The organism is Micromonospora tulbaghiae (assembly GCF_900091605.1).
Classification (GTDB): domain Bacteria; phylum Actinomycetota; class Actinomycetes; order Mycobacteriales; family Micromonosporaceae; genus Micromonospora; species Micromonospora tulbaghiae.
In genome coordinates, this window is the sequence record NZ_FMCQ01000003.1 from 570,239 (window position 1) to 594,529 (window position 24,291).

Annotated in this window: 23 protein-coding genes and 1 pseudogene; 16 read left to right on the forward strand and 8 right to left on the reverse strand. The window is 74.0% G+C overall.

Annotation, left to right across the window (positions count from 1 at the left end; genetic code table 11):
- Positions 1-7 precede the first annotated feature (7 nt).
- The 5 genes from GA0070562_RS11610 to GA0070562_RS11630 form a co-directional block, all read right to left on the reverse strand.
- The gene (locus GA0070562_RS11610) at positions 8-2,689 is read right to left on the reverse strand and encodes an ABC transporter permease (protein ID WP_091419725.1); all 2,682 of its coding nucleotides are present in this window, start codon (positions 2,687-2,689) and stop codon (positions 8-10) included.
- Positions 2,686-3,417: an ABC transporter ATP-binding protein gene (locus GA0070562_RS11615; RefSeq protein ID WP_091419727.1), complete on the reverse strand. Its 732-nt coding sequence runs from the start codon at positions 3,415-3,417 to the stop codon at positions 2,686-2,688. Before GA0070562_RS11615 ends, GA0070562_RS11610 begins: the two co-directional genes overlap by 4 nt.
- Positions 3,418-3,436: 19 nt before the next feature.
- Complete coding sequence (locus tag GA0070562_RS11620; protein WP_013284661.1) at positions 3,437-4,018, reverse strand: PadR family transcriptional regulator; 582 nt, start codon at positions 4,016-4,018, stop codon at positions 3,437-3,439.
- 69 nt (positions 4,019-4,087) lie between these two features.
- The gene (locus GA0070562_RS11625) at positions 4,088-4,546 is read right to left on the reverse strand and encodes a ferritin-like domain-containing protein (RefSeq protein ID WP_091420233.1); all 459 of its coding nucleotides are present in this window, start codon (positions 4,544-4,546) and stop codon (positions 4,088-4,090) included.
- Positions 4,547-4,638: 92 nt separating this feature from the next.
- On the reverse strand, positions 4,639-5,088 hold the full coding sequence (locus GA0070562_RS11630; RefSeq protein WP_175438724.1) for a hypothetical protein: 450 nt from the start codon (positions 5,086-5,088) through the stop codon (positions 4,639-4,641).
- A gap of 263 nt (positions 5,089-5,351) precedes the next feature.
- Between GA0070562_RS11630 and rimP the strand changes: the two genes are divergently transcribed.
- From rimP to GA0070562_RS11690, 12 genes and pseudogenes are all read left to right on the forward strand, one after another.
- Positions 5,352-6,002 carry a ribosome maturation factor RimP gene (gene rimP, locus GA0070562_RS11635; protein WP_018785889.1) on the forward strand — a complete coding sequence of 217 codons (651 nt, stop codon included), beginning with the start codon at positions 5,352-5,354 and terminating at the stop codon, positions 6,000-6,002.
- Complete coding sequence (gene nusA, locus GA0070562_RS11640; protein ID WP_091419728.1) at positions 5,999-7,042, forward strand: transcription termination factor NusA; 1,044 nt, start codon at positions 5,999-6,001, stop codon at positions 7,040-7,042. Before rimP ends, nusA begins: the two co-directional genes overlap by 4 nt.
- A gap of 15 nt (positions 7,043-7,057) precedes the next feature.
- Positions 7,058-7,394 (forward strand): annotated as a pseudogene (locus GA0070562_RS11645) (YlxR family protein).
- A 93-nt stretch (positions 7,395-7,487) separates the two neighbouring features.
- Positions 7,488-10,508 (forward strand): translation initiation factor IF-2, encoded by a 3,021-nt coding sequence (gene infB, locus GA0070562_RS11650; RefSeq protein WP_091419729.1) that lies wholly within the window; start codon positions 7,488-7,490, stop codon positions 10,506-10,508.
- Between the two features lie 82 nt (positions 10,509-10,590).
- On the forward strand, positions 10,591-11,634 hold the full coding sequence (locus GA0070562_RS11655) for a TRM11 family SAM-dependent methyltransferase (RefSeq protein WP_091419730.1): 1,044 nt from the start codon (positions 10,591-10,593) through the stop codon (positions 11,632-11,634).
- A 41-nt stretch (positions 11,635-11,675) separates the two neighbouring features.
- Positions 11,676-11,969, forward strand: coding sequence for a DUF503 domain-containing protein (locus GA0070562_RS11660; protein ID WP_091419731.1), 294 nt, complete (start codon positions 11,676-11,678; stop codon positions 11,967-11,969).
- Positions 11,970-12,144: 175 nt separating this feature from the next.
- On the forward strand, positions 12,145-12,648 hold the full coding sequence (gene rbfA / locus GA0070562_RS11665) for a 30S ribosome-binding factor RbfA (RefSeq protein ID WP_091419732.1): 504 nt from the start codon (positions 12,145-12,147) through the stop codon (positions 12,646-12,648).
- The gene (locus GA0070562_RS11670) at positions 12,645-13,688 is read left to right on the forward strand and encodes a DHH family phosphoesterase (protein ID WP_091419733.1); all 1,044 of its coding nucleotides are present in this window, start codon (positions 12,645-12,647) and stop codon (positions 13,686-13,688) included. The genes rbfA and GA0070562_RS11670 overlap by 4 nt, the downstream gene beginning before the upstream one ends.
- Positions 13,689-13,824: 136 nt before the next feature.
- A complete protein-coding gene (locus tag GA0070562_RS11675; RefSeq protein WP_091419734.1) occupies positions 13,825-14,232 on the forward strand; it encodes a hypothetical protein in 408 nt (135 codons plus the stop codon).
- Entirely contained in the window at positions 14,232-14,441 is a 210-nt protein-coding gene (locus tag GA0070562_RS11680) for a DUF6186 family protein (protein ID WP_175438725.1), read from the forward strand. Before GA0070562_RS11675 ends, GA0070562_RS11680 begins: the two co-directional genes overlap by 1 nt.
- Before the next feature lie 549 nt (positions 14,442-14,990).
- On the forward strand, positions 14,991-15,500 hold the full coding sequence (locus GA0070562_RS11685) for a P-loop NTPase family protein (RefSeq protein WP_254663778.1): 510 nt from the start codon (positions 14,991-14,993) through the stop codon (positions 15,498-15,500).
- 47 nt (positions 15,501-15,547) lie between these two features.
- On the forward strand, positions 15,548-16,870 hold the full coding sequence (locus GA0070562_RS11690; protein WP_091419735.1) for an MATE family efflux transporter: 1,323 nt from the start codon (positions 15,548-15,550) through the stop codon (positions 16,868-16,870).
- 6 nt (positions 16,871-16,876) lie between these two features.
- On the opposite strand, the gene GA0070562_RS11695 is transcribed toward GA0070562_RS11690, so the two are convergent.
- The 3 genes from GA0070562_RS11695 to GA0070562_RS11705 all read right to left on the reverse strand — a co-directional run bounded on the left by GA0070562_RS11695 (position 16,877) and on the right by GA0070562_RS11705 (position 19,241).
- Positions 16,877-17,818, reverse strand: a complete 942-nt coding sequence (locus GA0070562_RS11695; RefSeq protein WP_091419736.1) for a hypothetical protein — start codon at positions 17,816-17,818, stop codon at positions 16,877-16,879.
- A gap of 83 nt (positions 17,819-17,901) precedes the next feature.
- The gene (locus GA0070562_RS11700; protein WP_091419737.1) at positions 17,902-18,204 is read right to left on the reverse strand and encodes a hypothetical protein; all 303 of its coding nucleotides are present in this window, start codon (positions 18,202-18,204) and stop codon (positions 17,902-17,904) included.
- A gap of 41 nt (positions 18,205-18,245) precedes the next feature.
- On the reverse strand, positions 18,246-19,241 hold the full coding sequence (locus tag GA0070562_RS11705) for a hypothetical protein (RefSeq protein ID WP_091419738.1): 996 nt from the start codon (positions 19,239-19,241) through the stop codon (positions 18,246-18,248).
- A 108-nt stretch (positions 19,242-19,349) separates the two neighbouring features.
- On the opposite strand from GA0070562_RS11705, the gene truB reads away from it, so the two are divergent.
- From truB to GA0070562_RS11725, 4 genes are all read left to right on the forward strand, one after another.
- Positions 19,350-20,234 carry a tRNA pseudouridine(55) synthase TruB gene (gene truB / locus GA0070562_RS11710; RefSeq protein WP_091419739.1) on the forward strand — a complete coding sequence of 295 codons (885 nt, stop codon included), beginning with the start codon at positions 19,350-19,352 and terminating at the stop codon, positions 20,232-20,234.
- 32 nt (positions 20,235-20,266) lie between these two features.
- Positions 20,267-21,193 carry a bifunctional riboflavin kinase/FAD synthetase gene (locus GA0070562_RS11715; RefSeq protein ID WP_091419740.1) on the forward strand — a complete coding sequence of 309 codons (927 nt, stop codon included), beginning with the start codon at positions 20,267-20,269 and terminating at the stop codon, positions 21,191-21,193.
- Between the two features lie 182 nt (positions 21,194-21,375).
- Positions 21,376-21,645 carry a 30S ribosomal protein S15 gene (gene rpsO / locus GA0070562_RS11720; protein ID WP_013284678.1) on the forward strand — a complete coding sequence of 90 codons (270 nt, stop codon included), beginning with the start codon at positions 21,376-21,378 and terminating at the stop codon, positions 21,643-21,645.
- Positions 21,646-21,865: 220 nt separating this feature from the next.
- Entirely contained in the window at positions 21,866-24,259 is a 2,394-nt protein-coding gene (locus GA0070562_RS11725) for a polyribonucleotide nucleotidyltransferase (RefSeq protein ID WP_091419741.1), read from the forward strand.
- The last annotated feature ends 32 nt before the right edge of the window (positions 24,260-24,291 follow it).

A 24,291-nucleotide genomic window follows, 5' to 3' on the forward strand; every position in this document is an offset into this window, starting at 1 on the left:
CGGTCAGTCAGTCGAGCCGGCGTTCGATCGGCAGGCGGGACCGGGTGAACAGCGCCGCACCGCCCATCGCCACCAGCGGCACCACGACCAGCGCGGCGAGCGTGACACCGGGCACTGTCACCGGGTACGGCGGCTGCACCGGCCAGGACTCCGCGTACCGCTGGTTGAGCGCGGCCAGGACGACCACGGCGGAGCCGAGCCCGGCGACGATGCCCAGCGCGGAGCCGAGCACCGCGATGACCCCGGCCTGGCAGAGCGACAGCAGGCGGCGTACCCGCGGATCGGCGCCCACAGCCGCGAGCGTGGACAGGTCCCGGCGGCCCTCGGCCGCGGCGAGGCCGGTGGCGACCGCGGCGGCGCCCAGCGTGATCACCCCGGAGGCCACGGCCAGCAGGAGCAGCATCGGACGCTGGTCCGACGGCGGGTCGGCGGTCGCCACCTGCGCCGACATGGGCCCGATGTCGTACAGCTCGTCGGTCAGCCTCTCCATCTGCCGGTCGTCGGCAGGCGAGCCGGCGGTGTCCAACAGGTAGCCCAACGGTACGGCGGACAGGCCGAGCGCGTCGGCGGCGGCGGGGGAGAGCACCAGCCGGTCGACGCTGAGACCGCCGCGCAGCGCGTACCCGGGCAGGAGACGTCCGGTGGGCGGGCCGCCGGAGTTGTAGTTGACCTCCACCCGGACCTGCCCGTCCACCACCCGCCGGGCGTCGGTGACCACGACACCGCCGGCGGCGAGCGTCCGGCGCGCGGCGGCCAGCTCGCCGGCGGCCGCGCCGGTGAGCGCGGCCAGCGCGGCGCCGTCGTCCACGAGCGCCGGCAGGTACACGTCGACCGGCTCCTGGAAAGGGCTCACGCAGCGCGGATCGCGCCGGGCCGAGTCGGGGACCGGGTCGGAGGACGTGTACGGGCAGCGCTGCTCCGGCGGAACGACCGCGTACACGGCGCAGTCGTCCTTCTCCCGGACGGTGCCGGCGCAGCCGGGGATCGCGACGGGCGTCACAGTGGCGTCGGGCAGGACCGTCCGGGCCCGGGTGGCGACGACGTCGGCCGACGGCGGGTCCGCCGGGATCTCGCCCGAGTGGGTGAGCAGCACGTTCCCCGGCGGCAGGCCCGGCTGCCAGAGTTCCCGGGAGCGGGTCTCGTCACTCGCCACATAGACGCCGATGGCGACGCTTCCGGCGACCGCCGCCATCACCGCCGAGATGGCGGGCGCGGCCGACGACCGGTTGCGGCTGGCGTCGCGCAACGCGAGCCGGGGGGTCAGCGGCAGCAGCCGGCCGGCCCGGCCCAGGACCCCGACCAGCGTCGGGGTGCAGAACACCAGCCCCAGCTCACCCAGGGCGACGCCGGCCAGCACACCGGTCTGCGAGGTGCGGCCGGCGGCGTACGCGGCGAGAGCGGTTCCGGCGACGGTGAGCGCCACGCCGATCAGCAGCCAGCGGCGGCGGGGCCGGCTCGCGTCGCGCCGGCCGGCCAGGCCGGTCGCCACGTCCTGCCGGGCCGCCGTCCAGGCCGGGGCCATCGCCGCCAGCACGCCGGCCAGCACCGCCGTCGCGGCGATCGCCAGCAGCGCGGTCGGGAAGATCCGGTACGCCCCGAGGCGCTCCCCGAGCACGTACTGCTCGACGAGCGGCCGGCCGGCGAACGCCGCACCGATGCCGAGCAGCAGGCCGAGAGCAGCCCCGCCGGCGCCGAGCACCACCCCGTCGGCGAGCACGATCCGGCGCAGGTGGGAGGCGTCGCCACCGGCCACCGCGACGAGCGCGAGGTCGCGCCGCCGGCGCCGGACGCTCACCGCGAAGGCCGGGCCGACCAGCAGCACCACCTCCAGCAGGCCCAGCCCACCGACCACCCCGACGACGCCGGCCTCGTCGGCGTCCGGTACGCGCATGCCGCGGGAGAACTCATCCCGTCCGGGCAGCCGTTCGCGGGCGACGACCTGGACGCCCTGCGCGTTCAGCCGGTCGACCAGCCCCGGGTCCAGCGGGCCGGGCAGGTCCACCAGCCAGGTGTCGCTGCCGGCCGCGCCCTCCGGGGACACCCCGGGCAGCGTGATCACGTCCCGGAGGTTGTCCGGGTACTCCACCACCCCGACCACCCGGTAGGTGGTGCCGTCGATGGTGCGTACCGGGTCGCCGATGCGGGTCTCCAGCCGGCGCAGCGCCGTCGGGCCGACCGCGATCTCGTCGGGGCGCACCGGCGGCCGGCCGTCGCGTACCCGGGCCAGTGGCCGGGTGAGCGGGTCGGTCAGGTCCACGGCGCGCGCCTCGATCGATTCGACGTGCCGACCCACCCGCGTCGAGAACGTCATCCACCAGCGCGTGCGAGCCAGCCGGCTGCCCTCGGGCAGCAGCGCGCGCACCTCCTCGGCGGTCGCCGGACGGGTCCGGCCGACCCATTCGCCCCGGACCGGCCAGGCCGACTCGCCCCAGGCGTCCTGCGTCACCGGCGTCAGGCTGTCCCAGCGCAGGGCGACGTCGGCGCCGCCGAGCTGGCGCTCGATGCGCTCGGCGCGGGTCAGATCACCCATGTCGTAGCTGACCGCGGCGAAGCTGAGGCCGAGCACCGGCAGCGCGATCATCACCAGCACCAGCAGCGTGCGCCGCCGGGACCGCCGGGCCTCCCGGCGGGCGATCCGCAGCGCGGTCCGCCACGAACCGCGTACGGCGGCGAGGCGGCCGCCGGTCACCGGCTGCTGCCGCTGAGCAGGTGGTCGACGCCGATCAGCGGGGCGGTCGAGTCGACCATCACCCCGTCGCGCAGGAAGACCACCCGGTCCGCCCAGCCGGCGTGCCGGGCCTCGTGGGTGACCAGCACCCCGGCTGCTCCGGCGTCCACCCGTCGGCGCAGCAGGTGCAGCACCGCCTCGCCGGTCTGGGAGTCCAGCGCGCCGGTCGGTTCGTCGGCGAGGACCAGGCGGCGCTCGCCGACGAGCGCCCGGGCGATCGCCACCCGCTGCTGCTGGCCGCCCGACATCTGGTCCGGGAAGCGGTCGGCCAGGTCCTCGAGGTCGACCTCGCGCAGCGCGGCCAGCGCCAGCTGGCGGGCCGCCCGTACGCCGGCGCCGTCCAGTTCCAGTGGCAGCGCCACGTTCTCCACGGCGGTGAGGCTGCCGAGCAGGTTCAGGTCCTGGAAGACGTACCCGATCCGGCGGCGGCGCAGCCGGGCCAGCTCGCGGGCGGACAGCCCGACCAGCGCCTCGCCCTCGACCACCACCTCGCCGCCGGTGGGCCGGTCCAGGCCGCCGGCCAGCGCCAGCAGCGTGGACTTGCCGGACCCGGAGGGGCCCATCACCGCCACCAGCTCACCGGCCCGCACGGTCAGACTCACGCCGCGCAGCGCGTGTACGGCGGCCTCACCGGCGCCGTGGGTCCGGCGTACGTCCCGCAGCTCCAGCACCCCGTCGATCGGGTTCATCAGCGCCTCCCGTGCCGGGTCACCGGCGGGCTTCGTCGCCGGCCCGGTCCACCGCCTCGGGGTGGTCGACCGCCCGGATCGGCGCCGGGCGGTGCCGGACCAGGCTCGTCTCGCAGTGGTCGAGCCACCGCACCTCGGCCTCGGTCTGGAAGATCATCGCGTCCAGCACCAGCCGCCAGGGTAGATCCTCCGGCTTGTCGCTCGTGTACTTCAACCGGGTGAACTCCTGGAGCGCGCGCATGGTGGCGGTGCGTTGGGTCTGCACCACCGACCGCACGTCGACGCCGGGGGTGGTCAGCGCCAGCGCCAGTTTGATGGACAGCTCGTCGCGAGGGCGGTCGGCGCGGCTGATCGGCGTGGCGAACCACAGCGCCAGGTCCGCCCGTCCGGCGTCGGTGATCTCGTACGGCCGCTGCCCGCTCTCGTTCTCCGGCAGCGGACGGACCAGGCCGTCACGTTCCAGCCGGGCCAGCGTGGTGTAGACCTGTCCGATGTTCAGCGGCCAGGTCGACCCGGTGGACTCCTCGAACGCGGCACGGAGCTGGTAGCCGTACATCTGGCCGCGTTCGAGCAGGGCGAGCAGGCCGTGACGGATGGACATGACCGCGAGTATGCATACCTGGTATGCGCTACGCAACCGGAGGGCTCCACCGGGTGACCGGCGTCGCGCTCAGGCCGGGCGGCCCGGAAACGGAACGGTGACCGGCGTCACGCCAGCGGTGCGCCGCCAGCGGGTGGCGCGCAACGCGCAGTCGGTGAGCGCGGCGAGCGCGGTGTTCCGGTCCGCGCCGGTGGTGTGCGGCAGCGCGGCCCGCCAGTGCCCGGCCGTCCGCTCCTCGATCTCCACCGCCAGGCGCAGCGCGCTCGCCCGGTCCGTCACCGGGTAGGGCAGCGCGTACCCGGCGCGGTCGGCGGGCACCTGCCCGGAGCCCTCGGCGAGTTGCAGCAGCAGCGCGTCGCGGCGGGACCGGTGGGCCGCCTCGGCGGCGCGGGCCGCCGTGCGCGCGGCCTCGGTCAGGTGCACGCCGATCACCCCGTACGCCCAGATCGCCGCGTACTCGGCGGCGAGCGCGTCGGCGAGCGCGTTGGCCGGGCCGCTTGTCGGGTTCACGCTGTGCCGCCCGGGCATGGCCTCACGGCCCTCGCTCCGCTCGGTGCGTTCGCTCATGCCGTGCCGGTCGGGCATGGCCTCACGGCCCTCGCTCCGCTCGGTGCGTTCGCTCACTTCAGGGCCTCCACGTGGGTCGCCCGCGCGGCGGCGATCGAGCCGAGCAGCGCGGCCCGCTCGGCCGGGGCCTCGGCGCACGCCTTGGCCGCGTTCGTCCGGCCCTCCTGCTCGGCCCGGCGCAACTCGGTGAGCACGGCGTCGGGCGCGGGCGCGCTCGCCGAGCCGGCGGCCGCCGGTGTGCCGGAGGGTGCCGGCCGGCCGATCACGCGGCGTAGCTCCTCGGCGTGCGCCCGGTGCGCGTCGGCGATCGGGGTGAGCCGCTCGGCCAGCGCCGGCGCGGCGGTGGCGGCGGCCCGGTAGCGGGCCTCCAGCGCGAGCGCCTCGGCGGCCAGCGGCTCCAGCGCGTCCGGTGCCGGTGGCTCCTTGTCACGGTCGAAAAGATCACAACCGGTCAGCGGCGCTGCCGCGCCGCCGAGCGCCACGAGCCCGCCGGCGCGCAGCAGCCAGCGCCGGGAATGCCCCGCTCTGACCTGGTCGGATGGTGTTCTGCCGATCCCCACCTGACAGAGTCAACACCATCCGCGCCGCCTCGTGGGGCAGGGTCTCGGTGCGCCGCCGGGTCCGTCGACGGCCACAAGCGTTACGCTCTGCGCAACCACCGGGCGCGGACGCCCCGGTGGCGCGCCGGTATGGCGGGCCGATCGCCCGCACCGGCCGAGGACAACACGGCCCGCGGGTCGTGGCAACAGCAGGAGAGGTGCGCGCAATGACGCAGCGTGGCCGTGCCACCCGGTCGACGGGGCCCGCCGGGCGGCCCCGCCGGTCCGACGGGCCCCGCGGCACGGACCGGAGCGGCGCACCCCGCGGCGACCTCGCCGCCCGCCGCAACCGGCTGCGCGAGGTGATCGAACCGGTCGTCACGGCGGCCGGTTACGACCTGGAGGATCTCTCCGTCTCCCGCGCCGGCCGGCGGCACGTGGTGCGGGTGATCGTGGACGCCGACGGCGGGATCAACCTGGACGCCGTGGCGGACGTCTCCCGCGCGGTCTCGGCGGCGCTGGACGCGGCCGAGGAGGCCGGCGGCGACATCGTGGCCGGCGAGTACCAGCTGGAGGTCAGCTCACCCGGCGTGGACCGCCCGCTCACCCTGCCCCGGCACTGGCGGCGCAACGCCGGGCGGCTGGTCAAGGTCACCGTCCGCGGCGACGCGGGGGACCGCCAGCTCACCGGCCGGATCACGGCCGCCGACGACGAACGCGTGGTGCTGGAGACCGATGCCGGCCCCGCCGAACACCCGTACGCCGAACTCGGGCCCGGCCGGGTCCAGGTGGAGTTCAACCGCCTGGACGACCTGGCCGACGAGGACTTCGGTGACGACACCGACGACGACGAAGATCTGGAGGACGAGGAGAGGTGAACATCGACCTCGCGGCGCTGCGCGCCCTGGAGCGCGAGCGGGAGATCCCGTTCGACACGATCCTCGCGGCGATCGAGACCGCGCTGCTGACCGCCTACCGGCACACCGACGGCGCCGAGCCGCACGCCCGGGTGGAGATCGACCGCAAGAGCGGGGCCGCCTCGGTCTACGCGCAGGAGCTGGACGCCGACGGCACGGTGACCCGGGAGTGGGACGACACTCCGCACGACTTCGGGCGGATCGCCGCCATGACCGCCAAGCAGGTGATCCTCCAGCGGCTGCGGGAGGCCACCGACGAGGTGCACTTCGGCGAGTACGTGGGCCGCGACGGCGACCTGGTCACCGGCGTGGTGCAGGCGCACGAGACCCGCCGGGAGAAGGGCATCGTCAGCGTCGACCTGGGCAAGCTGGAGGGTGTCCTGCCCCAGTCCGAGCAGGTCCCCGGCGAGCGGTACGAGCACGGCGAGCGGATCCGGTGCGTGGTGGTGCATGTCGCCAAGGGCATGCGCGGCCCGCAGATCACGCTGTCCCGCTCGCATCCCGGGCTGGTGAAGAAGCTGTTCGCGCTGGAGGTGCCGGAGATCGCCGACGGCACCGTGGAGATCGGCGCGATCGCACGTGAGGCAGGTCACCGTACGAAGATCGCCGTGCGCTCGACCACGTCGGGCGTCAACGCCAAGGGCGCCTGCATCGGTCCGATGGGCCAGCGGGTCCGCGCCGTGATGAGCGAACTGCACGGCGAGAAGATCGACATCATTGACTGGTCGGACGACCCGGCGACGTTCGTCGGCAACGCGTTGTCGCCGGCCAAGGCGCTGCGGGTCGAGGTGGTCGACCTGGCCACCCGTGCCGCACGGGTGACCGTCCCGGACTTCCAGCTCTCGCTCGCGATCGGCCGGGAAGGGCAGAACGCCCGCCTCGCGGCACGCCTGACCGGTTGGCGCATCGACATCCGGTCCGACGCGGAGACCGCGGCACCGCAGAGCCGGGGCGGAGCTGATCACGTACCGGAGCCGGGCGGCGCGATCTCCGGCGGCTAGGGGTAGACTTACTCAGTGGCACGACGCGCGATGCCGGAGCGCACCTGTGTGGGCTGCCGGAAACGAGCGCCGGCCAGCGAGTTGTTGCGGGTCGTCGCGATCGGTGACGAGGCTGGTCACACCAGCCTCCGGCCCGATCCGGCCCGCAGACTGCCGGGTCGGGGAGCGAATATGCACCCTGATCCGGCCTGCTTCGCGCAGGCGGTGCGGCGTCGCGCCTTCGGGCGGGCACTGCGCCTCACCGGGGTTCCCGACCACGGTGCGCTTGCGGAGCACGTCGACGCGCAACCCCCGACGACCGGTCAAGCCCGACCGGTCGAGGGTCGCTAGCAAGGTAGGACGACCGACATGAGCACACGATGAAGTCCCTGAAATGACCAGGCTTCAAGTGCAGGAGTGAGGTCGCTGCGGGTGCTGCCCGCACGACCTCGGAGTGAGGAGTGCAGTGGCAGGAAAGGCCCGCGTACACGAGCTTGCCAAGGAGCTCGGGGTCGAAAGTAAGACCGTTCTCGCCAAGCTCAAGGAAATGGGCGAGTTCGTGAAGTCCGCGTCCAGCACCGTCGAGGCGCCCGTCGCCCGGCGGCTGCGTAGCGCGTTCGTAGCCGGTTCGTCGGCGCCAGCCGGCCCGCCGGCTGCCGCGCCCAGTGGCCCGGCACCGACCCCGACGTCCACCCCGACCCCGGGTGCCCCCCGGGTCTCGGCCAGGCCGATGCCGCCCCGGCGGCCGACTGCGCCGACCCCTGGACCGAAGCCCAAGGGCCCGGTCCCCGGCCCGCCGCAGCCGGCGACCCCGGTCGCCAAGCCGGCGAGCGCGCACGACATCGAAGTGGCGGCCGCCGAAGCGCGTGCCGCCGCGCTCAAGGCTGAGCAGGAGGCCGCGGTCAAGGCCGCCCAGGCCGCCCGCCAGCAGCAGCGCGAGACCGTACGCCGGGAGCCTCCGGCCGAGGGCGGTCCCCGCCCCGGTCCGCGGCCCGGCCCGAACGCCATGCCGCCGCGTCCGGGTTCCCCGGCCGCCGGTCGTCCCGGCGGTCCGGGTCAGGGTCAGGGCCCCGGTGGCCGTCCCGGCGGTCGTCCGCCGGCGCGCGGCGCCGGTAACAACCCGTTCGGTATCCAGGGCGGCCAGCAGCAGCGGCCCCCGGCCGCCGGTGCGGGCGGTCCCCGTCCCAGCCCGGCCGGCATGCCGCCGCGGCCCAGCCCGGCGTCGATGCCGCCGCGGCCGAGCCCGGCCTCGATGCCGAGCCAGCGCCCGACCACCGGCCGCCCCGGCGGCCCCGGTGGCGGTCGTGGCGGACCCGGTGGAGGCGCCGGTCGTCCCGGCGGTCCCGGCGGCGGTGGCGGTGGCTACCGCGGCGGACCCGGTGGTGGTGGCGGCGGTGGCGGTGGCTACCGCGGCGGACCCGGTGGTGGCGGTGGCGGTGGCGGTGGCTACCGCGGCGGTCCCGGCGGCGGTGGCGGTGCTCCCGGCGGTGGTTTCCGTCCGGGTGGTCCGGTCGGCGGCGGTGGCCGTCCCGGCGGCGGCGGCCGTGGCCGTGGCGGTGGCGCGGCGGGTGCCTTCGGGCGTCCGGGCGGCCGGCCGACCCGCGGTCGCAAGTCCAAGAAGCAGCGCAGACAGGAGTTCGACAACCTGTCGGCCCCGACCATGTCCTCGGGCGCGCCCCGCGGTCAGGGTCAGGTCGTCCGGTTGTCCCGTGGCGCCTCGCTGTCGGACTTCGCCGACAAGATCAACGCCAACCCGGGTTCGCTGGTCCAGGAGATGTTCAACCTGGGCGAGATGGTGACGGCGACCCAGTCGTGCTCCGACGAGACCCTGCAGCTGCTGGGTGAGCACCTCGGCTTCGACGTGCAGATCGTCAGCCCGGAGGACGAGGACCGCGAGCTGCTCGCGCAGTTCAACATCGACCTCGACGCCGAGGTCGCGGCGGACCGCCTGGTCAGCCGTGCGCCGGTGGTGACCGTCATGGGTCACGTCGACCACGGTAAGACCAAGCTGCTCGACGCGATCCGCAAGGCGAACGTGGTGGCCGGCGAGGCGGGTGGCATCACCCAGCACATCGGCGCCTACCAGGTCCACGTCCCGCACGAGGGCGAGGACCGCGCGGTGACGTTCATCGACACCCCGGGTCACGAGGCGTTCACCGCCATGCGTGCCCGTGGTGCCCAGGTCACGGACATCGTGATCCTGGTGGTCGCGGCCGACGACGGCGTCATGCCGCAGACCATCGAGGCGCTCAACCACGCCAAGGCGGCGGACGTGCCGATCGTGGTCGCGGTCAACAAGGTCGACAAGCCCGAGGCGAACCCGGACAAGGTCCGCCAGCAGCTGACCGAGTACGGCCTGGTCGCCGAGGAGTACGGCGGCGACACCATGTTCGTCAACGTGGCGGCCAAGCCCGGCATCGGCATCGAGGAACTGCTCGAGGCCGTGCTGCTGACCGCCGACGCGTCGCTGGAGCTGACCGCTCCGATCGACGGGCCGGCGCAGGGTGTCGCGATCGAGGCGCACCTGGACAAGGGCCGTGGCGCGGTGGCGACCGTGCTGGTGCAGAAGGGCACCCTGCGTGCCGGTGACTCGATCGTCGCCGGTGGGGCGCACGGCCGCGTGCGGGCCATGCTGGACGAGAACGGCAAGCCGGTCGATTCGGCCGGTCCGGCGCGTCCGGTCATGGTGCTGGGTCTGACCACGGTGCCGGGTGCGGGTGACACCTTCCTGGCCGCCGAGGACGACCGCACCGTGCGGCAGATCGCCGAGCAGCGTCAGGCGCGGAGGCGGGCGGCGTCGTTCGCCAACTCCCGTGGCCGGGCCACTCTCGAGACGCTCATGGAGCAGCTCAAGGAGGGCGAGAAGACCTCGCTCAACCTGGTGCTCAAGGGCGACGTCTCCGGTTCCGTGGAGGCGCTCGAGGACGCGCTGTTCAACCTCGACATCCCGGAGGAGGTCCAGCTTCGGATCATCCACCGGGGCGTGGGCGCGATCACCGAGAGCGACGTCATGCTCGCGAGCGCCTCGTCCGAGGCGGTCACGATCATCGGCTTCAACGTGCGGGCCTCGAACAAGGTCCGCGAGATGGCCGACCGCGAGGGCGTGGAGATCCGGTACTACACCGTCATCTACCAGGCCATCGAGGAGATCGACGCCGCGCTCAAGGGCCTGCTCAAGCCGGAGTACGAGGAGGTCGAGCTGGGCACCGCGGAGATCCGCGACGTCTTCCGCTCGTCCAAGATCGGCAACATCTCCGGCTGTATCGTCCGGTCCGGCCTCATCCGCCGCAACGCCAAGGCGCGGCTGCTGCGGGACGGGGCGGTCGTGGCGGACAACCTCACGATCAGCTCCTTGAAGCGGTTCAAGGACGACGCGACCGAGGTCCGCGAGGGCTTCGAGTGTGGTCTGACGCTGGGCGGCTACAACAACGTCCAGGTCGGCGACGTCATCGAGACGTTCGAGATGCGCGAGAAGCCGCGCGCCTGAGAACCACGCGTACGACCGGCCGGCGGCCGGGGCCTTCGGGCCCCGGCCGTCGCCGTTTCCGCAGGCTGCGACAATCTCCGGCGTGATCCGGTATGCGCTGCTCCTCGCCCCCTCCGCCAACCGCGTCTACGCCGACGCGGCGGCCCGGCTTGCGCGTGCCGAACTGGCCGTGTTCGCCGGGTCCGGCGTACTCGACGTCGTACCGGCCGACGCGGAGGTGACCCGGATCGGCGGGGTGGAGTACCTGACGTTCACCACCGACGGACCCGGGCTGGGCGGGCGGGACCTGGCTCACCTGGCGAACCTGTCGGCGGCGTACGCGCTGTTCGAGCGGGTGGGCGAGGACCTGCTCCGGCCGGTGCCGCTGTGTCCGCTGGCCCGGTACGACTCCGACCTGATCACCATTCCCAAGTACGCCGGCAAGACCAACGAGCAGTTCACCCGGCTGCTGCTCAACGTCACTGTGCTCGCCTCCGCCGCCGCGCCGCGGATGCTGGACGGGCCGGTGGTGGTGCTGGACCCGCTCTGCGGCCGGGGCACCACGCTCAACCAGGCGCTGATGTACGGCTACGACGGCATCGGCATCGAGCGTGACAGTCAGGACGTGGAGGCGTACGCGGCGTTCCTGCGTACCTGGCTGCGCCGCAAGCGGCTCAAGCACACCGCCGAGTCGACGTCGGTGCGCCGGGACCGCAAGCTGGTCGCCCGCCGGTTCGAGGCCGTCGTCGCACCGTCGCGGGACGAGCACCGGGCCGGCGCCACGCAGCGGATCACAGTGCTGAACACCGACACCACCCGGGCCCGCGAGGCGTTGCGCGCCCGCTGCGCCGACGTGATCGTCACCGACGCGCCGTACGGGGTGGCGCACGGCAGCCGTACCGGTCAGGGGTTGTCCCGCAGCCCGCTGGAGCTGCTCACCGCCGCCGTGCCGGTGTGGCGGGAGCTGCTGCGCCCGGGTGGCGCGCTCGGGCTGTCCTGGAACACGCACGTGGCGCCGCGGGCGCAGGCGGAGGCGGTGCTGGCCGACGCCGGGCTGCGGGTGCTCGACGGCCCCGGCTTCGGTGACTTCGCACACCGGGTCGACCAGGCGATCGAGCGGGACGTGCTGGTGGCGGTCGCGCCTTAATCGCGTGCCGGGGTGCGCCGCCCGGCGTACCGTTGCTCGCCGTGTATACCGGAACCGCGCTGTTCGACCTGTTGCTCCCGGGTGACTCCCGGTCCCTGAAGGCCAAGCGGTCCTACGTCCGGCCGATCGTCGCCGCGCTGCGCAAGTTCGAGGTCTCCGCCGCCGAGGTGGGGGCGCTGGACCTGCACGGCCGGGCGGAGATCGGGGTGGCCGTGGTGGCCGCCGAGCCGGCTCACGTCCGCGAGGTGCTCGACTCCTGCGAGCGGCTGATCGCCGCCCGCCCGGAGACCGAGCTGCTGTCGGTGCGCCGCCGCCTGCACGGCGCGGACGACTGACGGCGCGGCACTCCGGCCGTGCCGCGCGGGCGCCGGCCGGGCGCGGGTAGTGTTCTTCAGCGTTGGGCGGTCGGACCCGGCGGCGCCCACGCGCCCGCCGTCTCCGGCCGACGACGCCGGATCGCACGGGGATCCGGCGTCGTCGTGGGTAAAGGTGATCCCGGAGGTGGGGGACATGACGGATCAGGCAAAGGTTCGCCGGCACGCGGAGCGCATCCGGGAACTCGTCGCGTCGTTGGTGCGCAGCCAGATCAAGGACCCCCGGCTCGGCATGATCACGATCACCGACGCCCGGATCACCGCCGACCTGCGCGACGCCACCGTCTTCTACACGGTGCTCGGCGACGCGGCGGCCCAGGCGAGCACCGCCGCCGCGCTGGAGAGCGCCAAGGGGATGCTGCGCAGCACCGTCGGCAAGGCGCTCGGGCTGCGGCACTCACCGACGCTCACCTTCGTCCTGGACGACGTGCAGGACCAGGTCAAGCACATCGACGACCTGCTCGCCGCCGCGCGTACCGCCGACGCAGAGGTGCAGCGGCTGGCCGCCCAGGCCTCGTACGCGGGCGAGGCCCAGCCGTACCGGGTCGAGGAGGACGACGAGGACGCCGACGACGCCTCGGCCGAGGACGAGGGCGACGACGAGGGCGACGACGAGCCGCGCGCCGGCGACCGCCGGTGACCGAGGCCGCCGCGGGTGGCGCGCCGGCCGGGCCCACCGAGACCGAATGGGCGGCCGCCGTCGCGGCGGTACGCGATCTCCCCGCCGACGCGCGGGTGCTGCTGATCTGCCACGTGAACCCGGACGGGGACGCGCTGGGCAGCATGCTCGGCTTCGGGCTGGGCCTGCGCCGGCTCGGCGTACGCGATCTCCAGGCCACCTTCCCCGGCCCGCCGGAGGTGCCCGAGCCGTTCCGGTGGATGCCCGGGGTGGACCTGCTGGTGCCGCAGGACGACGCGTATCGGGCTCCGGACCTGGTGATCTGCTTCGACGCGGCGAGCGAGTCCCGGCTGGGTGACCTGGTCGACCGGCTGGACACGGCCGGCATGTCGCTCGTGCTCGATCACCACGCCTCGAACAGCGGGTTCGGCCGGATCAGCCTGGTCGCCCCGCATGCCGCCGCCACCTCCGTGGTCGCGCTGGAGCTGCTGGACCGGCTCGGCGTGACGCTGGACGCGGAGATGGCGACCGGGCTGTACGTCGCACTCACCACCGACACCGGCTCGTTCCGTTTCGAGGCGACCACCCCGGCCGTGCACGAGATGGCCGCGCGCCTGGTCGCCACCGGCATCCGGCCCGGGGACATCTCCCGGCGGATCTTCGACACCCGCCCGTTCGGCGCGGTCCGTCTCTTCGGGGAGGTGCTCGGCCGGGCCACGCTGGAACCGGCGGCCGCCGCCGGGCACGGCCTCGTCTGGACGTACGCGACCCGCGACGACCTGGTCCGCCACGACCAGCCGGCGTACGTGCTGGAGGCGCTGATCGACTCGGTCCGGTGCACCGAGGAGGCGGACGTGAGCTGCGTGGTCAAGCAGGCCGGTGAGGCCGAGTGGGCGGTGTCGCTGCGCAGCAAGGGCGCGGTGGACGTGAGCGCGGTGGCGGTGGCGCTGGGCGGTGGCGGGCACCGGTTCGCGGCCGGATTCACCGGGCGGGGCGCGCTCGACGAGCTGGTCGGACGGATCCGCGCCGAACTCGCCACCGCGACGCTGGTAGCCCCTTAGAAGCGGAATTGCGCCGAAATTTCCGCCGCGCCGAGGTGCGGCGACGATCGATGCTGTGACCTGATCGGCGGCTTTTCCAGCGATTACGAGGCGTGCCAGCCTTTCCGCCGTACGTGACGCTGGGGACAATCGGGTGATGGATCATCCCCGTGAGCTCACCGTCGAGGCGCCCCGGGCCTGGGACCGGCCGGTCGTCTCCGTGCCGGTGCTGATCTGCCTCTCTCTGGTCGGCGGTCAACTTCCGTCCTTCTCGACCGCGGCCAACCTCTACATCCTCACCACCGGCGGGGGGTTGATCTGGGTCGGCCTGAGCAACCGGGTGCCCCGGCGTCCGGCGCCGCGCCGGCTGCCGTCGGTCGCGCTCTGGTGGCTGGTCCCGGTGACAGTCTTCGGGGTCTTCGAGGGGGCGACCTTCGTGATGGCGGCGGGGGACGACTTCCCCACCTTCTCCCGGCTGGCCGATCCGCTGCTGGAGGACAACCTGGCCCGCTCGGCGGCCTGGTTCGCGTGGCTGTCCACGTTCTGGGGACTGGTGCGCCGATGATGCGGGCACTGGCGATCGGCGGGTTCGGAGTCTCGATCGTGCTGTTCGCCGTCGTCGAGTGGGCGGCGCGCCGGGAGGGGTCGCGGATCCCGTCGCTGGCCGATGTCTGCGCCTTCGTGATGCGGTACGAGGTGGGCCCGGTGCCGGTCGGGCGGATCGGTCTGTTCGGTTTCTGGTGGTGGCTGGGCTGGCACTTCCTGGCCCGCTGACCGCCTCGCCGGGCCGGGACGACGACGTTGATCTTTCCGCATTTCGGGAACAGTGGGCAGCATCTGGAAAGTGAACGTTAATTTGGGTGCGGGACCGGCGCTTCGCGGCGCTGGTCACGGGCGGTGGTGCCGCACCCGGCCTCGCCTCCCTCCAGGGTCAGACCGACCCGGGCTCCCGCTGCCAGGCGAGCCGCTCCGGTGATCCCGGACCGCTGCCGGGCGCTCAGCCGCCGACGACTTCCGGTCGCGGCGCGATTCGCTGTCGCGCCGATCCGGAGCGCCGGGCGCCCGTAGGACCGCCACGTCCCGGTGGTCCGTACCCTGGAAGGACCTCACATGCCCAGCAAGCGCAAGCCGCAGACCGAGACCACCACCGACGAGGCGCGCGAGCAGATGCGCCGCGCGCTGCAGACCTCGATGGACACCCGTCAGTGACGTACGCCGTCCGGCGGTGACGCCGGCCGGGCCCGAGGACCACACCCCGGCCCGACGCCGACGTCACCGCCGCCCGGGGCGCATCGCCGCCCCGCACGCCGCTACCGTCGTCCGGTGCGACGCATCCTCGTGGTCGGCAGCTCAGGCGCCGGCAAGAGCATGCTCGCCGGTGAACTGGCCCGGCGACTCGACCTTCCCCTGATCCACCTCGACCGGCACTACTGGCGCCCCGGCTGGACCGCCTCCGCCCCGGCTGACTTCCGCGCCGAGGTGGCAGCGCTCGCCGCCCGCCCGGCCTGGGTGATGGACGGCAACTACGCGAGCACGCTCGACCTGCGGCTGCCCCGCGCCGACCTGCTGGTGCTCTGCGACACCTCCCGGCCGCGCTGCCTGGTCCGGATCGTCCGCCGCCGGTGGGCACATCGTGCCGCGACCCGCCCCGACCGGCCCGAGGGCTGCCCGGAGCGGCTCGATCTCGACTTCCTGCCCTACGTCTGGCGTTACCCCCGCGACTCCCGGCCCCGGGTGCTGGCCGCGCTGTCCGAGCACGCCCCCGGGCTGCCGGTGCGCCGTCTGCGCGGGCACCGTGACACGGCCCGGTTCCTGGCCGACGTAAGTAAGTAGCCCACTGCCTTGCGGGCCTTACCGAGGGCGTGCCAGGATCGGCGGCGATGAGCACCACTGCCGCCCCCGCCGTCACCGCCTCGCCGCGGCGGATCGCCACGCTCGCGCTGCCCGCCCTCGTGGTGCTGGCCGCCGAGCCGCTCTACGTCCTGGTCGACACCGCGGTGGTCGGTCATCTCGGCCGGGTGCCGCTGGCCACGCTGGCCGTCGGCGGCACGGTCATGACGCTCACCGCCTGGGTCGGCACCGTCGTCGCGTACGGCACCACGGGCCGCTCGGCCCGCCGGTTCGGGGCGGGGGACCGGGCCGCCGCGGTGGCCGAGGGCGTCCAGGCGTCCTGGCTCGCGCTCGCCACCGGAGTGCTGGTGGCGGTCGCCATCGGCATCGGCGGCGGCGCGCTGGCGCGTACCCTCGTCGGCGGCCCCGGCGAGGTGGCCGACGCCGCCGCCGGATGGCTGCGGATCGCGGCGCTCGGCGCGCCCGGCCTGCTGCTCGCCGCCGCCGGCAACGGCTGGCTACGCGGCATCCAGGACACCCGCCGCCCACTGCTGTTCGTGCTCGGCCCGAACCTGCTCTCCGCGCTGCTCTGCCCGCTGCTGGTCTATCCGGCCGGGCTCGGCCTGGTCGGCTCGGCGGTGGCGAACGCGATCGCGCAGACGCTTTCCGGGGTGCTGTTCGCGGCGGCGCTCGTGCGTGAGCGGGTCTCGCTGCGGCCCCGGCCCCGGGTGATCGGGCAGCAGCTCGTGCTCAGCCGGGACCTGCTCGTGCGGGGCGTCGCGTTCCAGGCCAGCTTCCTGTCCGCGACGGCCGTCGCGGCCCGCTTCGGCGCCGCCGCGGTCGGCGCGCACCAGATCGCCGTACAGCTGTGGTTCTTCACGGCGCTGGTGCTCGACGCGCTGGCCATCGCCGCGCAGTCGCTGGTCGGCGCCGCGCTCGGCGCCGGCGACGCGGCCGGCGCGCGGTTCCTGGCCCGCCGCGTCGCGCTGCTCGGCGGCCTGTGCGGCGTGGCCTTCGCGGTGCTGATCGCCGCCGGCGCCGGCGTGGTGCCGTCGTGGTTCAGCTCCGATCCGCAGGTACGCGAGCAGGCCATGACGGCCTGGCCCTGGTTCGTCGCGCTCCAGCCGATCGGCGGCGTGGTGTTCGCGCTCGACGGGGTGCTGATCGGCGCGGGCGACGTGCGCTACCTGCGCAACCTCACCATCGTGTGCGCGTTCGGCGGGTTCCTGCCGGCGATCTGGCTGGCCTACGGGCTCGACCTCGGGCTGGGCGGGATCTGGGCCGGGCTGATGCTGTTCGTGGTGCTGCGGCTGGTCGGCCTGCTGCTGCGGATGCGCTCGGGCGCGTGGGCGGTGGTCGGCGCGGTCCGCTGACGCCGGTCAGCAGGGCTTGAACGAACCGGGACCGCCCATCCACGGCTCGACCGTGAAGAAGCCCTCCTCCAGCCGGGAACAGTTGACGTTGTTCGTGCTCGACTTCGCGGAGATCAGCCAGAGGCCGCGTTGCGTCGCCGGCAGATCCTCGGGCTGGAAGATCTCCCAGACCACCTGGTCGCGGATGCTGGCGATCCCCGCCGGGCCCGGCGTCGTCCGCGGGATGTCGAACGCGTACATCCAGACGTACTTGGTGGTGATCCGCAGGCTGGGTTCGCCGTCCTCGGCGGTGAACACCTCGTAGCTCATCTCGCCCCGGACCCGGATCTCGTCCACGTCGGCCTGGGAGTCGATCCGGGTGGCGTAGTGCACGAACGACTGGTCGTCGAAGTGCCGGCGCAACTGGGTGCGGGAGTCCGGCGCCAGCAGCGCCAGGAACGGCTCCGCGTCACCCACGCGCATGGGAAGGCCGAGCCGGGCCTGGACCAGCGCGGCCCGGACCTGGGTCAGCGCCGCGGCCACCTCGCGGGCGGTGAACGGCGGCTGCGCCTTGGTCGGCGGCAGGACGATCCCGCCCTCACCCACCGCGAAGTCCGCACCGGCGGTGCCCACGAACAGGTCGCGCGGCTCGCCCACCTGGCTGAGCGGAGCCGGAGACGGGCTGGCCTCGGCCGAGGCCGCGGCGGCGGTGCCGGACCGTACGCGGTCGACGGTGACCCGGCCGAGCACGGCCGTGCCGCCGATCAGCACCAGGGCGAGCACCACCACGAAGGCGACGTGGCGCTTGCCGCGCTGCCGGGACCAGACCATGCGGAAGCGCTCGGCGCGGGTCAGCGGGACGTCCGCGTCCGCGCCGGTCATCCAGCCCGGCAGCCGGATCTCCTCGCCCCGGGCGGCGACGGCGTAGGGATCCGGCTCGGGTGGGGCGGTCCCGGGTTCGGTGCTCATGCGGCGTTCCAGAGGGGGTGCAGGGCAGGGGGCGCATGATCATTGCACCCGGCCGCCGATCCCGCTGTCCCGTTCCGTGCCGGTCAGATCCGCCCCTGCCGGATCGCCCACGCGAGGTAGAACATGCCGACGACCAGCAGCGTCGCGGTCACCAGGACGAACACGAAGGACCCGATCGCGGCGAGGGCCGGGTGCCGCTCCCCGAACCGGGTCCGTCCCTGCCAGGTCCACATCCGGCGGCGGGCCGCCGCCAGCGCCGGTATCCCGTCGACCAGGCCGGACAGGCGGCGGCCCAGGGTGCGGCGGGGCGGTTCCGGATTGCGCATCCAGTCCGGCAGGTCGACCCGGGCGCGGTGGGGCGGCGGTCCGGGCGGGACGTCGCTCATCGGCGGCTCCGGTCGTGAGGCGGGGTGGCGTGGCGGGCCGGTCAGCAGGTGTCCGGCAGGTCGACGGTCTTGTCCGGGTCGAAGACCGCGTCCGGGTCCGGGTCGGCCGGCCCGCCGAACGAGGGCTTGCCGAGCGCGAGCAGGCCCTTGTCCAGCGCGGCGCAGTCGATGTTGGAGGTGTACGAGTCGGCACGCTCTATCCACAGCCCGGCGGAGGCGGTGGTCACGTCGGCCGGGTGCGGGGTGCTCCACTTCACCGTGTCGTGGACCACCAGGACGCCGTCGCCCGGGGTGGGGCTGGTGGTGGGGAACGCGTACGCCCAGACGAAGTTCGTGGTCACCTCCAGGATGCGGATGCCGTCCCGGTCTTTCGTCGCCCGGTAGCTGATTCGGCCCTTGACCCGGGGCTGGTCGTCGGTGAGCCGGGCCCCGGGAGCGAGCCGGGTCGCGTAGGTGCCCGCCTCGCCGGTGGGGAAGTCGTCGCGCACGCCGGCCCGCGCGTCCGGGGCGAACTGGCGGACCAGCCGCTCCGGGTCCTTCGCGGTGAAGAACGTGCGGTCCAGCCGGGCGGTGATCAGCGCCTTGCGTACCTTGGCCAGCGTGTCGGCCACCTGCTTCTCGGTGAACGGGCCGGTCCGCTTGGCCCGGGGCAGCGCGATCCCCGCCGCACCCTCCGGGAACCCGGCCGCCGGGGTGCCGTCGAACGGACCGGCGGCCGGTGGCGGCGAGGCCGACGAGGACGCCTGCTCACCGATCGGCAGACCGACCGTCGGGTGCTCGGCAGCCGGCTCGCGCCAGCGCTGGAAGCCCTGGTAGCCGAGGCCCCCGACGAGCCCGAAGAACGCGAGCAGCGCCAGCACGACCACGCCGCCGAGCAGCTTGCCGGAGTGCCCGCCGAGCGCGATCCGCAGGCGGTCGCCGCGGCCCGGCTCGACCTCTGGCGCGGGCCGGCGCAGCCACTCGGGCACCCGTCCCAGCGTGTCCTCCGACGGGCGGTCGGTGGAGTGGGGATCGGGCGCGGAACGGTGATCGGTCATCGGACTTCCCGGGCAGACGGGTCGGGGGCGCACGATCTTGACACCCCGCCGAAGCTGGGCGGTATCCCCCGCAGGGCCGATCAGCGCCGTCTGGCAGGCTTGGCGGTCGTGAGCACAGACGGTCTGATCGTGGTCGACAAGCCCGGCGGCATGACGTCGCACGACGTCGTGGCCCGCATCCGGCGGCTGGCGCGTACCCGCCGCGTGGGCCACGGCGGCACGCTCGACCCGATGGCCACCGGCGTCCTGGTGATCGGGGTGGGCCGGGCGACGCGGCTGCTCACGTACGTGATCGGCGCCGGCAAGAGCTACGCCGCGACGATCCGGCTGGGGCAGACCACCGTCACCGACGACGCCGAGGGCGAGGTGGTCGCGACCACCCCGGCCGGCGCGGTCACCGACGACGGGGTACGCGCCGCGCTGGCCGCCCTGACCGGCGAGATCGACCAGGTGCCGAGCGCGGTCAGCGCCATCAAGATCAACGGCCAGCGGGCGTACAAGCGGGTCCGCGACGGCGAGACCGTCGAACTGCCCGCCCGCCGGGTCACCGTGTCGCGGCTGGACGTGCTGGCGATCCGCCGGGACGCCCCGGACGTGGTCGACGTCGACGTGGACGTGACCTGCTCGTCCGGGACGTACATCCGGGCGCTGGCCCGCGACGCGGGCGCCGCCCTCGGCGTCGGCGGTCACCTCACCGCGCTGCGCCGGACCGCTGTGGGCGGGTTCACGCTGGCCGAGGCGGCCACGCTCGACCAGCTCGAGGAGCGCGCGCCGGACGTGGTGAACCTGCCGCTGGACGCCGCCGCCGCGCGGTTCTTCCCGCGCCGGGACGCCACCGCCGACGAGACCCGGGTGCTGTCCCACGGCGGGCCGCTGGCCCCGGCCGGCATCACCGGGCCGTACGCCGTCTTCGACCCGGCGGGCGGGCTGATCGCTATCGTCAGCGAGCGGGACGGTCGGGCCCGCGCGGAGATCGTGCTCGCCCCGGCCTGAACGGCGCGCGGGCGGACAGGGGGAGGAACGGCATGCAGCGGTGGCGGGGGTACGAGGCGGCACCCGGCGGCTGGGGACGCTCGGTGGTCACGATCGGCGTCTTCGACGGCGTGCACCGGGGGCACCAGGCCACCATCGGTCACGCCGTGGCGCGCGCCCGGGAGCTGGGCGTCAAGTCGGTGGTGGTGACGTTCGACCCGCACCCGGCCGAGGTGGTGCGACCCGGCTCGCACCCGGCGGTACTGACCGAGCCGGCGCGCAAGGCCGAGCTGATCGAGGCGCTCGGCGTGGACGTGCTCTGCGTGGTGCCGTTCACAGTCGAGTTCTCCCGGCTGCCACCCGAGGCGTTCGTGCACGACGTCCTGGTCGCGCACCTGCACGCCGCGCTGGTGGTGGTCGGCGACAACTTCCGCTTCGGGCACCGGGCCGCGGGTGACGTGCCGCTGCTGGAGCGGCTGGGCCGTACCTTCGGTTTCGCGGTCGAGGGGGCGCCGCTGGTCGCCGAGGCGGGGACCGTCTTCTCCTCCACGTACATCCGGTCCTGCGTCGACGCGGGCGACGTGGGTGCGGCGGCCGCGGCGCTCGGCCGTCCGCACCGGGTCGAGGGCGTGGTGGTCCGCGGCGACCAGCGTGGGCGTGAGCTGGGTTACCCCACCGCCAACCTGCTGACCCACAGGTACGCGGCGGTGCCGGCCGACGGTGTCTACGCGGCCCGTCTGGTGCGCCGCGACGGCGAACCGCTGGCGGCGGCCGTGTCGATCGGCACCAACCCGACGTTCTCCGGCCGGGAGCGGCGGGTGGAGGCGTACGCGCTGGACTTCAGCGGCGACCTGTACGGCGAGCGGCTGGCCCTGGATTTCGTGGCGCACCTGCGTGAGCAGCGGACATACGACGCGATCGAACCGCTGGTGGCCCAGATGGCCGAGGACGTGGAGCGCACCCGCCGGGCGGTGCTCTGACCCGCCCGTGGCGACCTTGACCGGCCGTCCGGCCCGAGGGCTGGTAGGCTGACGGAGACGTCGGCTGACCGACGGGGGCCTCGCGTGCCTGCACGACGCCGCGGGTGCGAGGAACCGGTCCGTTGCACCGGTCACCACGACCGCTCCGGACCTCATCGAATGACCCACGAAACAGGGAGAACATGGCGCTCGACCAGGAAGCCAAGGCCAAGATCCGCCAGGAGTACGCGACCGCCGAGGGCGACACCGGCTCGCCCGAGGTGCAGGTCGCGGTCCTGACCAAGCGGATCGCTGAGCTCACCGAGCACCTGAAGGTGCACAAGCACGACCACCACAGCCGCCGTGGGCTGCTGCTGCTGGTCGGCCGGCGCCGCCGGCTGCTGAACTACGTCCAGAAGAAGGACATCAACCGCTACCGGTCGCTCATCGAGCGGCTCGGCCTGCGCCGATGACCTGACGGGGGAGTGGCCGCCTGGCTGCTCCCCCGTTGCAGTACCACCGAAGAACCCGGCCGCGCGACACCCGAAGAGGGAGCCGGTCAGCACCGGTCTCCGGTAGTGGCCCCCGGGAACCCCGGCACGACGCCGGCCTCCCCGGGCGCTTCGATCGAAGACCGGCCGCCTGAGCAGTTCCCGTGTCGTCGGCCGACGACGCGAAGGAGCACCACAGCACATGACCGAGACCAACCTCGGCACCGAATCCCGCACCGCGGTGATCGACAACGGGGCCTTCGGCACCCGCGAGATCACCTTCTCCACCGGCCGCCTGGCCCGCCAGGCCGCCGGCTCCGTCGTCGCCCAGCTCGGCGAGACGGTCGTCCTCTCCGCGACCACGGCCGGCAAGCAGCCGCGCGAGTCGTTCGACTTCTTCCCGCTGACGGTGGACGTCGAGGAGCGGATGTACGCCGCGGGCCGGATCCCCGGCTCGTTCTTCCGCCGCGAGGGCCGGCCCAGCGAGGACGCCATCCTCACCTGCCGGCTGATCGACCGGCCGCTGCGCCCGTCGTTCGTCAAGGGCCTGCGCAACGAGGTCCAGGTCGTCGAGACCATCCTCGCGCTGGACCCGCAGCACCCGTACGACGTCGTGGCGATCAACGCCGCCTCGATGTCGACCAAGCTGTCCGGCCTGCCGTTCTCCGGCCCGATCGGCGCGACCCGGGTCGCGAACGTCGACGGCCAGTGGGTCGCCTTCCCGACCCTGGAGGAGCTGGAGCGGGCCACCTTCGACATGGTCGTGGCCGGCCGCACCCTGGCCGACGGCGAGGTCGCGATCATGATGGTCGAGGCCGAGGCCACCCCGAACGCCGTGGCCCTGATCTCGGGCGGCGCCACCGCGCCGACCGAGGAGATCGTGGCCAGCGGCCTGGAGGCCGCCAAGCCGGCCATCCGTGAGCTGTGCCGGGCGCAGAGCGAGCTGGCCGAGGTGGCCGCCAAGCCGGTCGCCGAGTTCCCGATCTTCCTGGACTACCAGGACGACGTGTACGACGCGGTGGCCGACGTGGCCCGCGCCGACGTCGCCGAGGCGCTGAAGATCGCCGGCAAGGCCGACCGCGAGGAGGCCCTGGACCGCATCAAGGCCAAGGTCGCCGAGCAGCTGACCGGCCGCTTCGAGGGCCGGGAGAAGGAGCTCTCCGCCGCGTTCCGTTCGCTGACCAAGTCCGAGGTCCGCAACCGGGTGCTGCGCGAGCAGGTCCGCATCGACGGCCGCGGCCCGCGTGACATCCGTCCGCTGACCGCCGAGGTCGGCGTGCTGCCGCGGGTGCACGGCTCGGCGCTGTTCGAGCGCGGCGAGACCCAGATCCTGGGCGTCACCACGCTGAACATGCTGCGCATGGAGCAGATGGTGGACACGCTGTCCCCGGAGAACCGCAAGCGCTACATGCACAACTACAACTTCCCGCCGTACTCGACCGGTGAGACCGGCCGGGTCGGCTCGCCGAAGCGGCGCGAGATCGGCCACGGCGCGCTCGCCGAGCGGGCGCTGATTCCGGTGCTGCCCTCGCGCGAGGAGTTCCCCTACGCCATCCGGCAGGTCTCCGAGGCGCTCGGCTCCAACGGCTCCACCTCGATGGGTTCGGTCTGCGCCTCGACGCTGGGCCTGCTCTCGGCCGGTGTGCCGCTGAAGGCGCCGGTCGCCGGCATCGCCATGGGCCTCATCTCCGACGAGGTCGACGGCAAGACCCAGTACGTGACGCTCACCGACATCCTCGGCGCCGAGGACGCGTTCGGCGACATGGACTTCAAGGTCGCCGGCACCCGGGACTTCGTCACCGCGCTCCAGCTCGACACCAAGCTGGACGGCATCCCGTCGGACGTGCTGGCCGCCGCGCTGCAGCAGGCGCACGAGGCCCGGCAGACCATCCTCGACGTGATGCAGCGGGCCATCGAGGCGCCGGCCGAGATGTCGGACTACGCGCCGCGGGTGACCACCGTCAAGATCCCGGTCGACAAGATCGGCATGGTGATCGGCCCGAAGGGTCAGACCATCAACGCGATCCAGGACGAGACCGGCGCCGAGATCTCCATCGAGGACGACGGCACCATCTACGTCGGCGCGACGAACGGCCCGGCCGCCCAGGCGGCGGTCGAGCGGATCAACGGGATCGCCAACCCGACCCTGCCGAAGACGGGCGAGCGGTTCCTCGGCACCGTCGTGAAGACCGCCGCGTTCGGCGCCTTCATCTCGCTGCTGCCGGGCCGCGACGGCCTGCTGCACATCTCCAAGGTGGGCGACGGCAAGCGGGTCGACAAGGTCGAGGACTACCTCAACGTCGGCGACAAGGTCGAGGTGGAGATCGCGGACATCGACGCCCGCGGCAAGATCTACCTGGACAAGATCCGTCCGGAGGGCGCCGAGGCGCCGGCCGCCGGTGAGGCCGCCGGTGGCGAGCGTCCCTCGGGCGGCCGGGACCGCGGCGGCGACCGCGGCCCGCGTGACCGCGGTGACCGGGGTGGCGAGCGCCGTTCCGAGGGTGGCGAGCGCCGTTCCGAGGGTGGCGAGCGCCGTTCCGAGGGTGGCGAGGGCGGCGGCGAGTCCCGTCCGCGTCGCCGGACCCGGCACAGCTGATCAACCGACCGGCCCGGGTGACGTCCGCGTCA

What these genes read in the sequence shown, in the direction of transcription:
- GA0070562_RS11695 (WP_091419736.1), bottom strand. Translation starts at nt 17,818, where the DNA reads ATGAGCACCGAACCCGGGACCGCCCCACCCGAGCCGGATCCCTACGCC.
- GA0070562_RS11725 (WP_091419741.1), top strand. Translation starts at nt 21,866, where the DNA reads ATGACCGAGACCAACCTCGGCACCGAATCCCGCACCGCGGTGATCGAC.
- GA0070562_RS11615 (WP_091419727.1), bottom strand. Translation starts at nt 3,417, where the DNA reads ATGAACCCGATCGACGGGGTGCTGGAGCTGCGGGACGTACGCCGGACC.
- GA0070562_RS11700 (WP_091419737.1), bottom strand. Translation starts at nt 18,204, where the DNA reads ATGAGCGACGTCCCGCCCGGACCGCCGCCCCACCGCGCCCGGGTCGAC.
- GA0070562_RS11705 (WP_091419738.1), bottom strand. Translation starts at nt 19,241, where the DNA reads ATGACCGATCACCGTTCCGCGCCCGATCCCCACTCCACCGACCGCCCG.
- GA0070562_RS11715 (WP_091419740.1), top strand. Translation starts at nt 20,267, where the DNA reads ATGCAGCGGTGGCGGGGGTACGAGGCGGCACCCGGCGGCTGGGGACGC.
- GA0070562_RS11625 (WP_091420233.1), bottom strand. Translation starts at nt 4,546, where the DNA reads ATGCCCGGGCGGCACAGCGTGAACCCGACAAGCGGCCCGGCCAACGCG.
- GA0070562_RS11675 (WP_091419734.1), top strand. Translation starts at nt 13,825, where the DNA reads ATGGATCATCCCCGTGAGCTCACCGTCGAGGCGCCCCGGGCCTGGGAC.
- rbfA (WP_091419732.1), top strand. Translation starts at nt 12,145, where the DNA reads ATGACGGATCAGGCAAAGGTTCGCCGGCACGCGGAGCGCATCCGGGAA.
- rimP (WP_018785889.1), top strand. Translation starts at nt 5,352, where the DNA reads ATGACGCAGCGTGGCCGTGCCACCCGGTCGACGGGGCCCGCCGGGCGG.
- GA0070562_RS11690 (WP_091419735.1), top strand. Translation starts at nt 15,548, where the DNA reads ATGAGCACCACTGCCGCCCCCGCCGTCACCGCCTCGCCGCGGCGGATC.
- GA0070562_RS11620 (WP_013284661.1), bottom strand. Translation starts at nt 4,018, where the DNA reads ATGTCCATCCGTCACGGCCTGCTCGCCCTGCTCGAACGCGGCCAGATG.
- rpsO (WP_013284678.1), top strand. Translation starts at nt 21,376, where the DNA reads ATGGCGCTCGACCAGGAAGCCAAGGCCAAGATCCGCCAGGAGTACGCG.
- GA0070562_RS11680 (WP_175438725.1), top strand. Translation starts at nt 14,232, where the DNA reads ATGCGGGCACTGGCGATCGGCGGGTTCGGAGTCTCGATCGTGCTGTTC.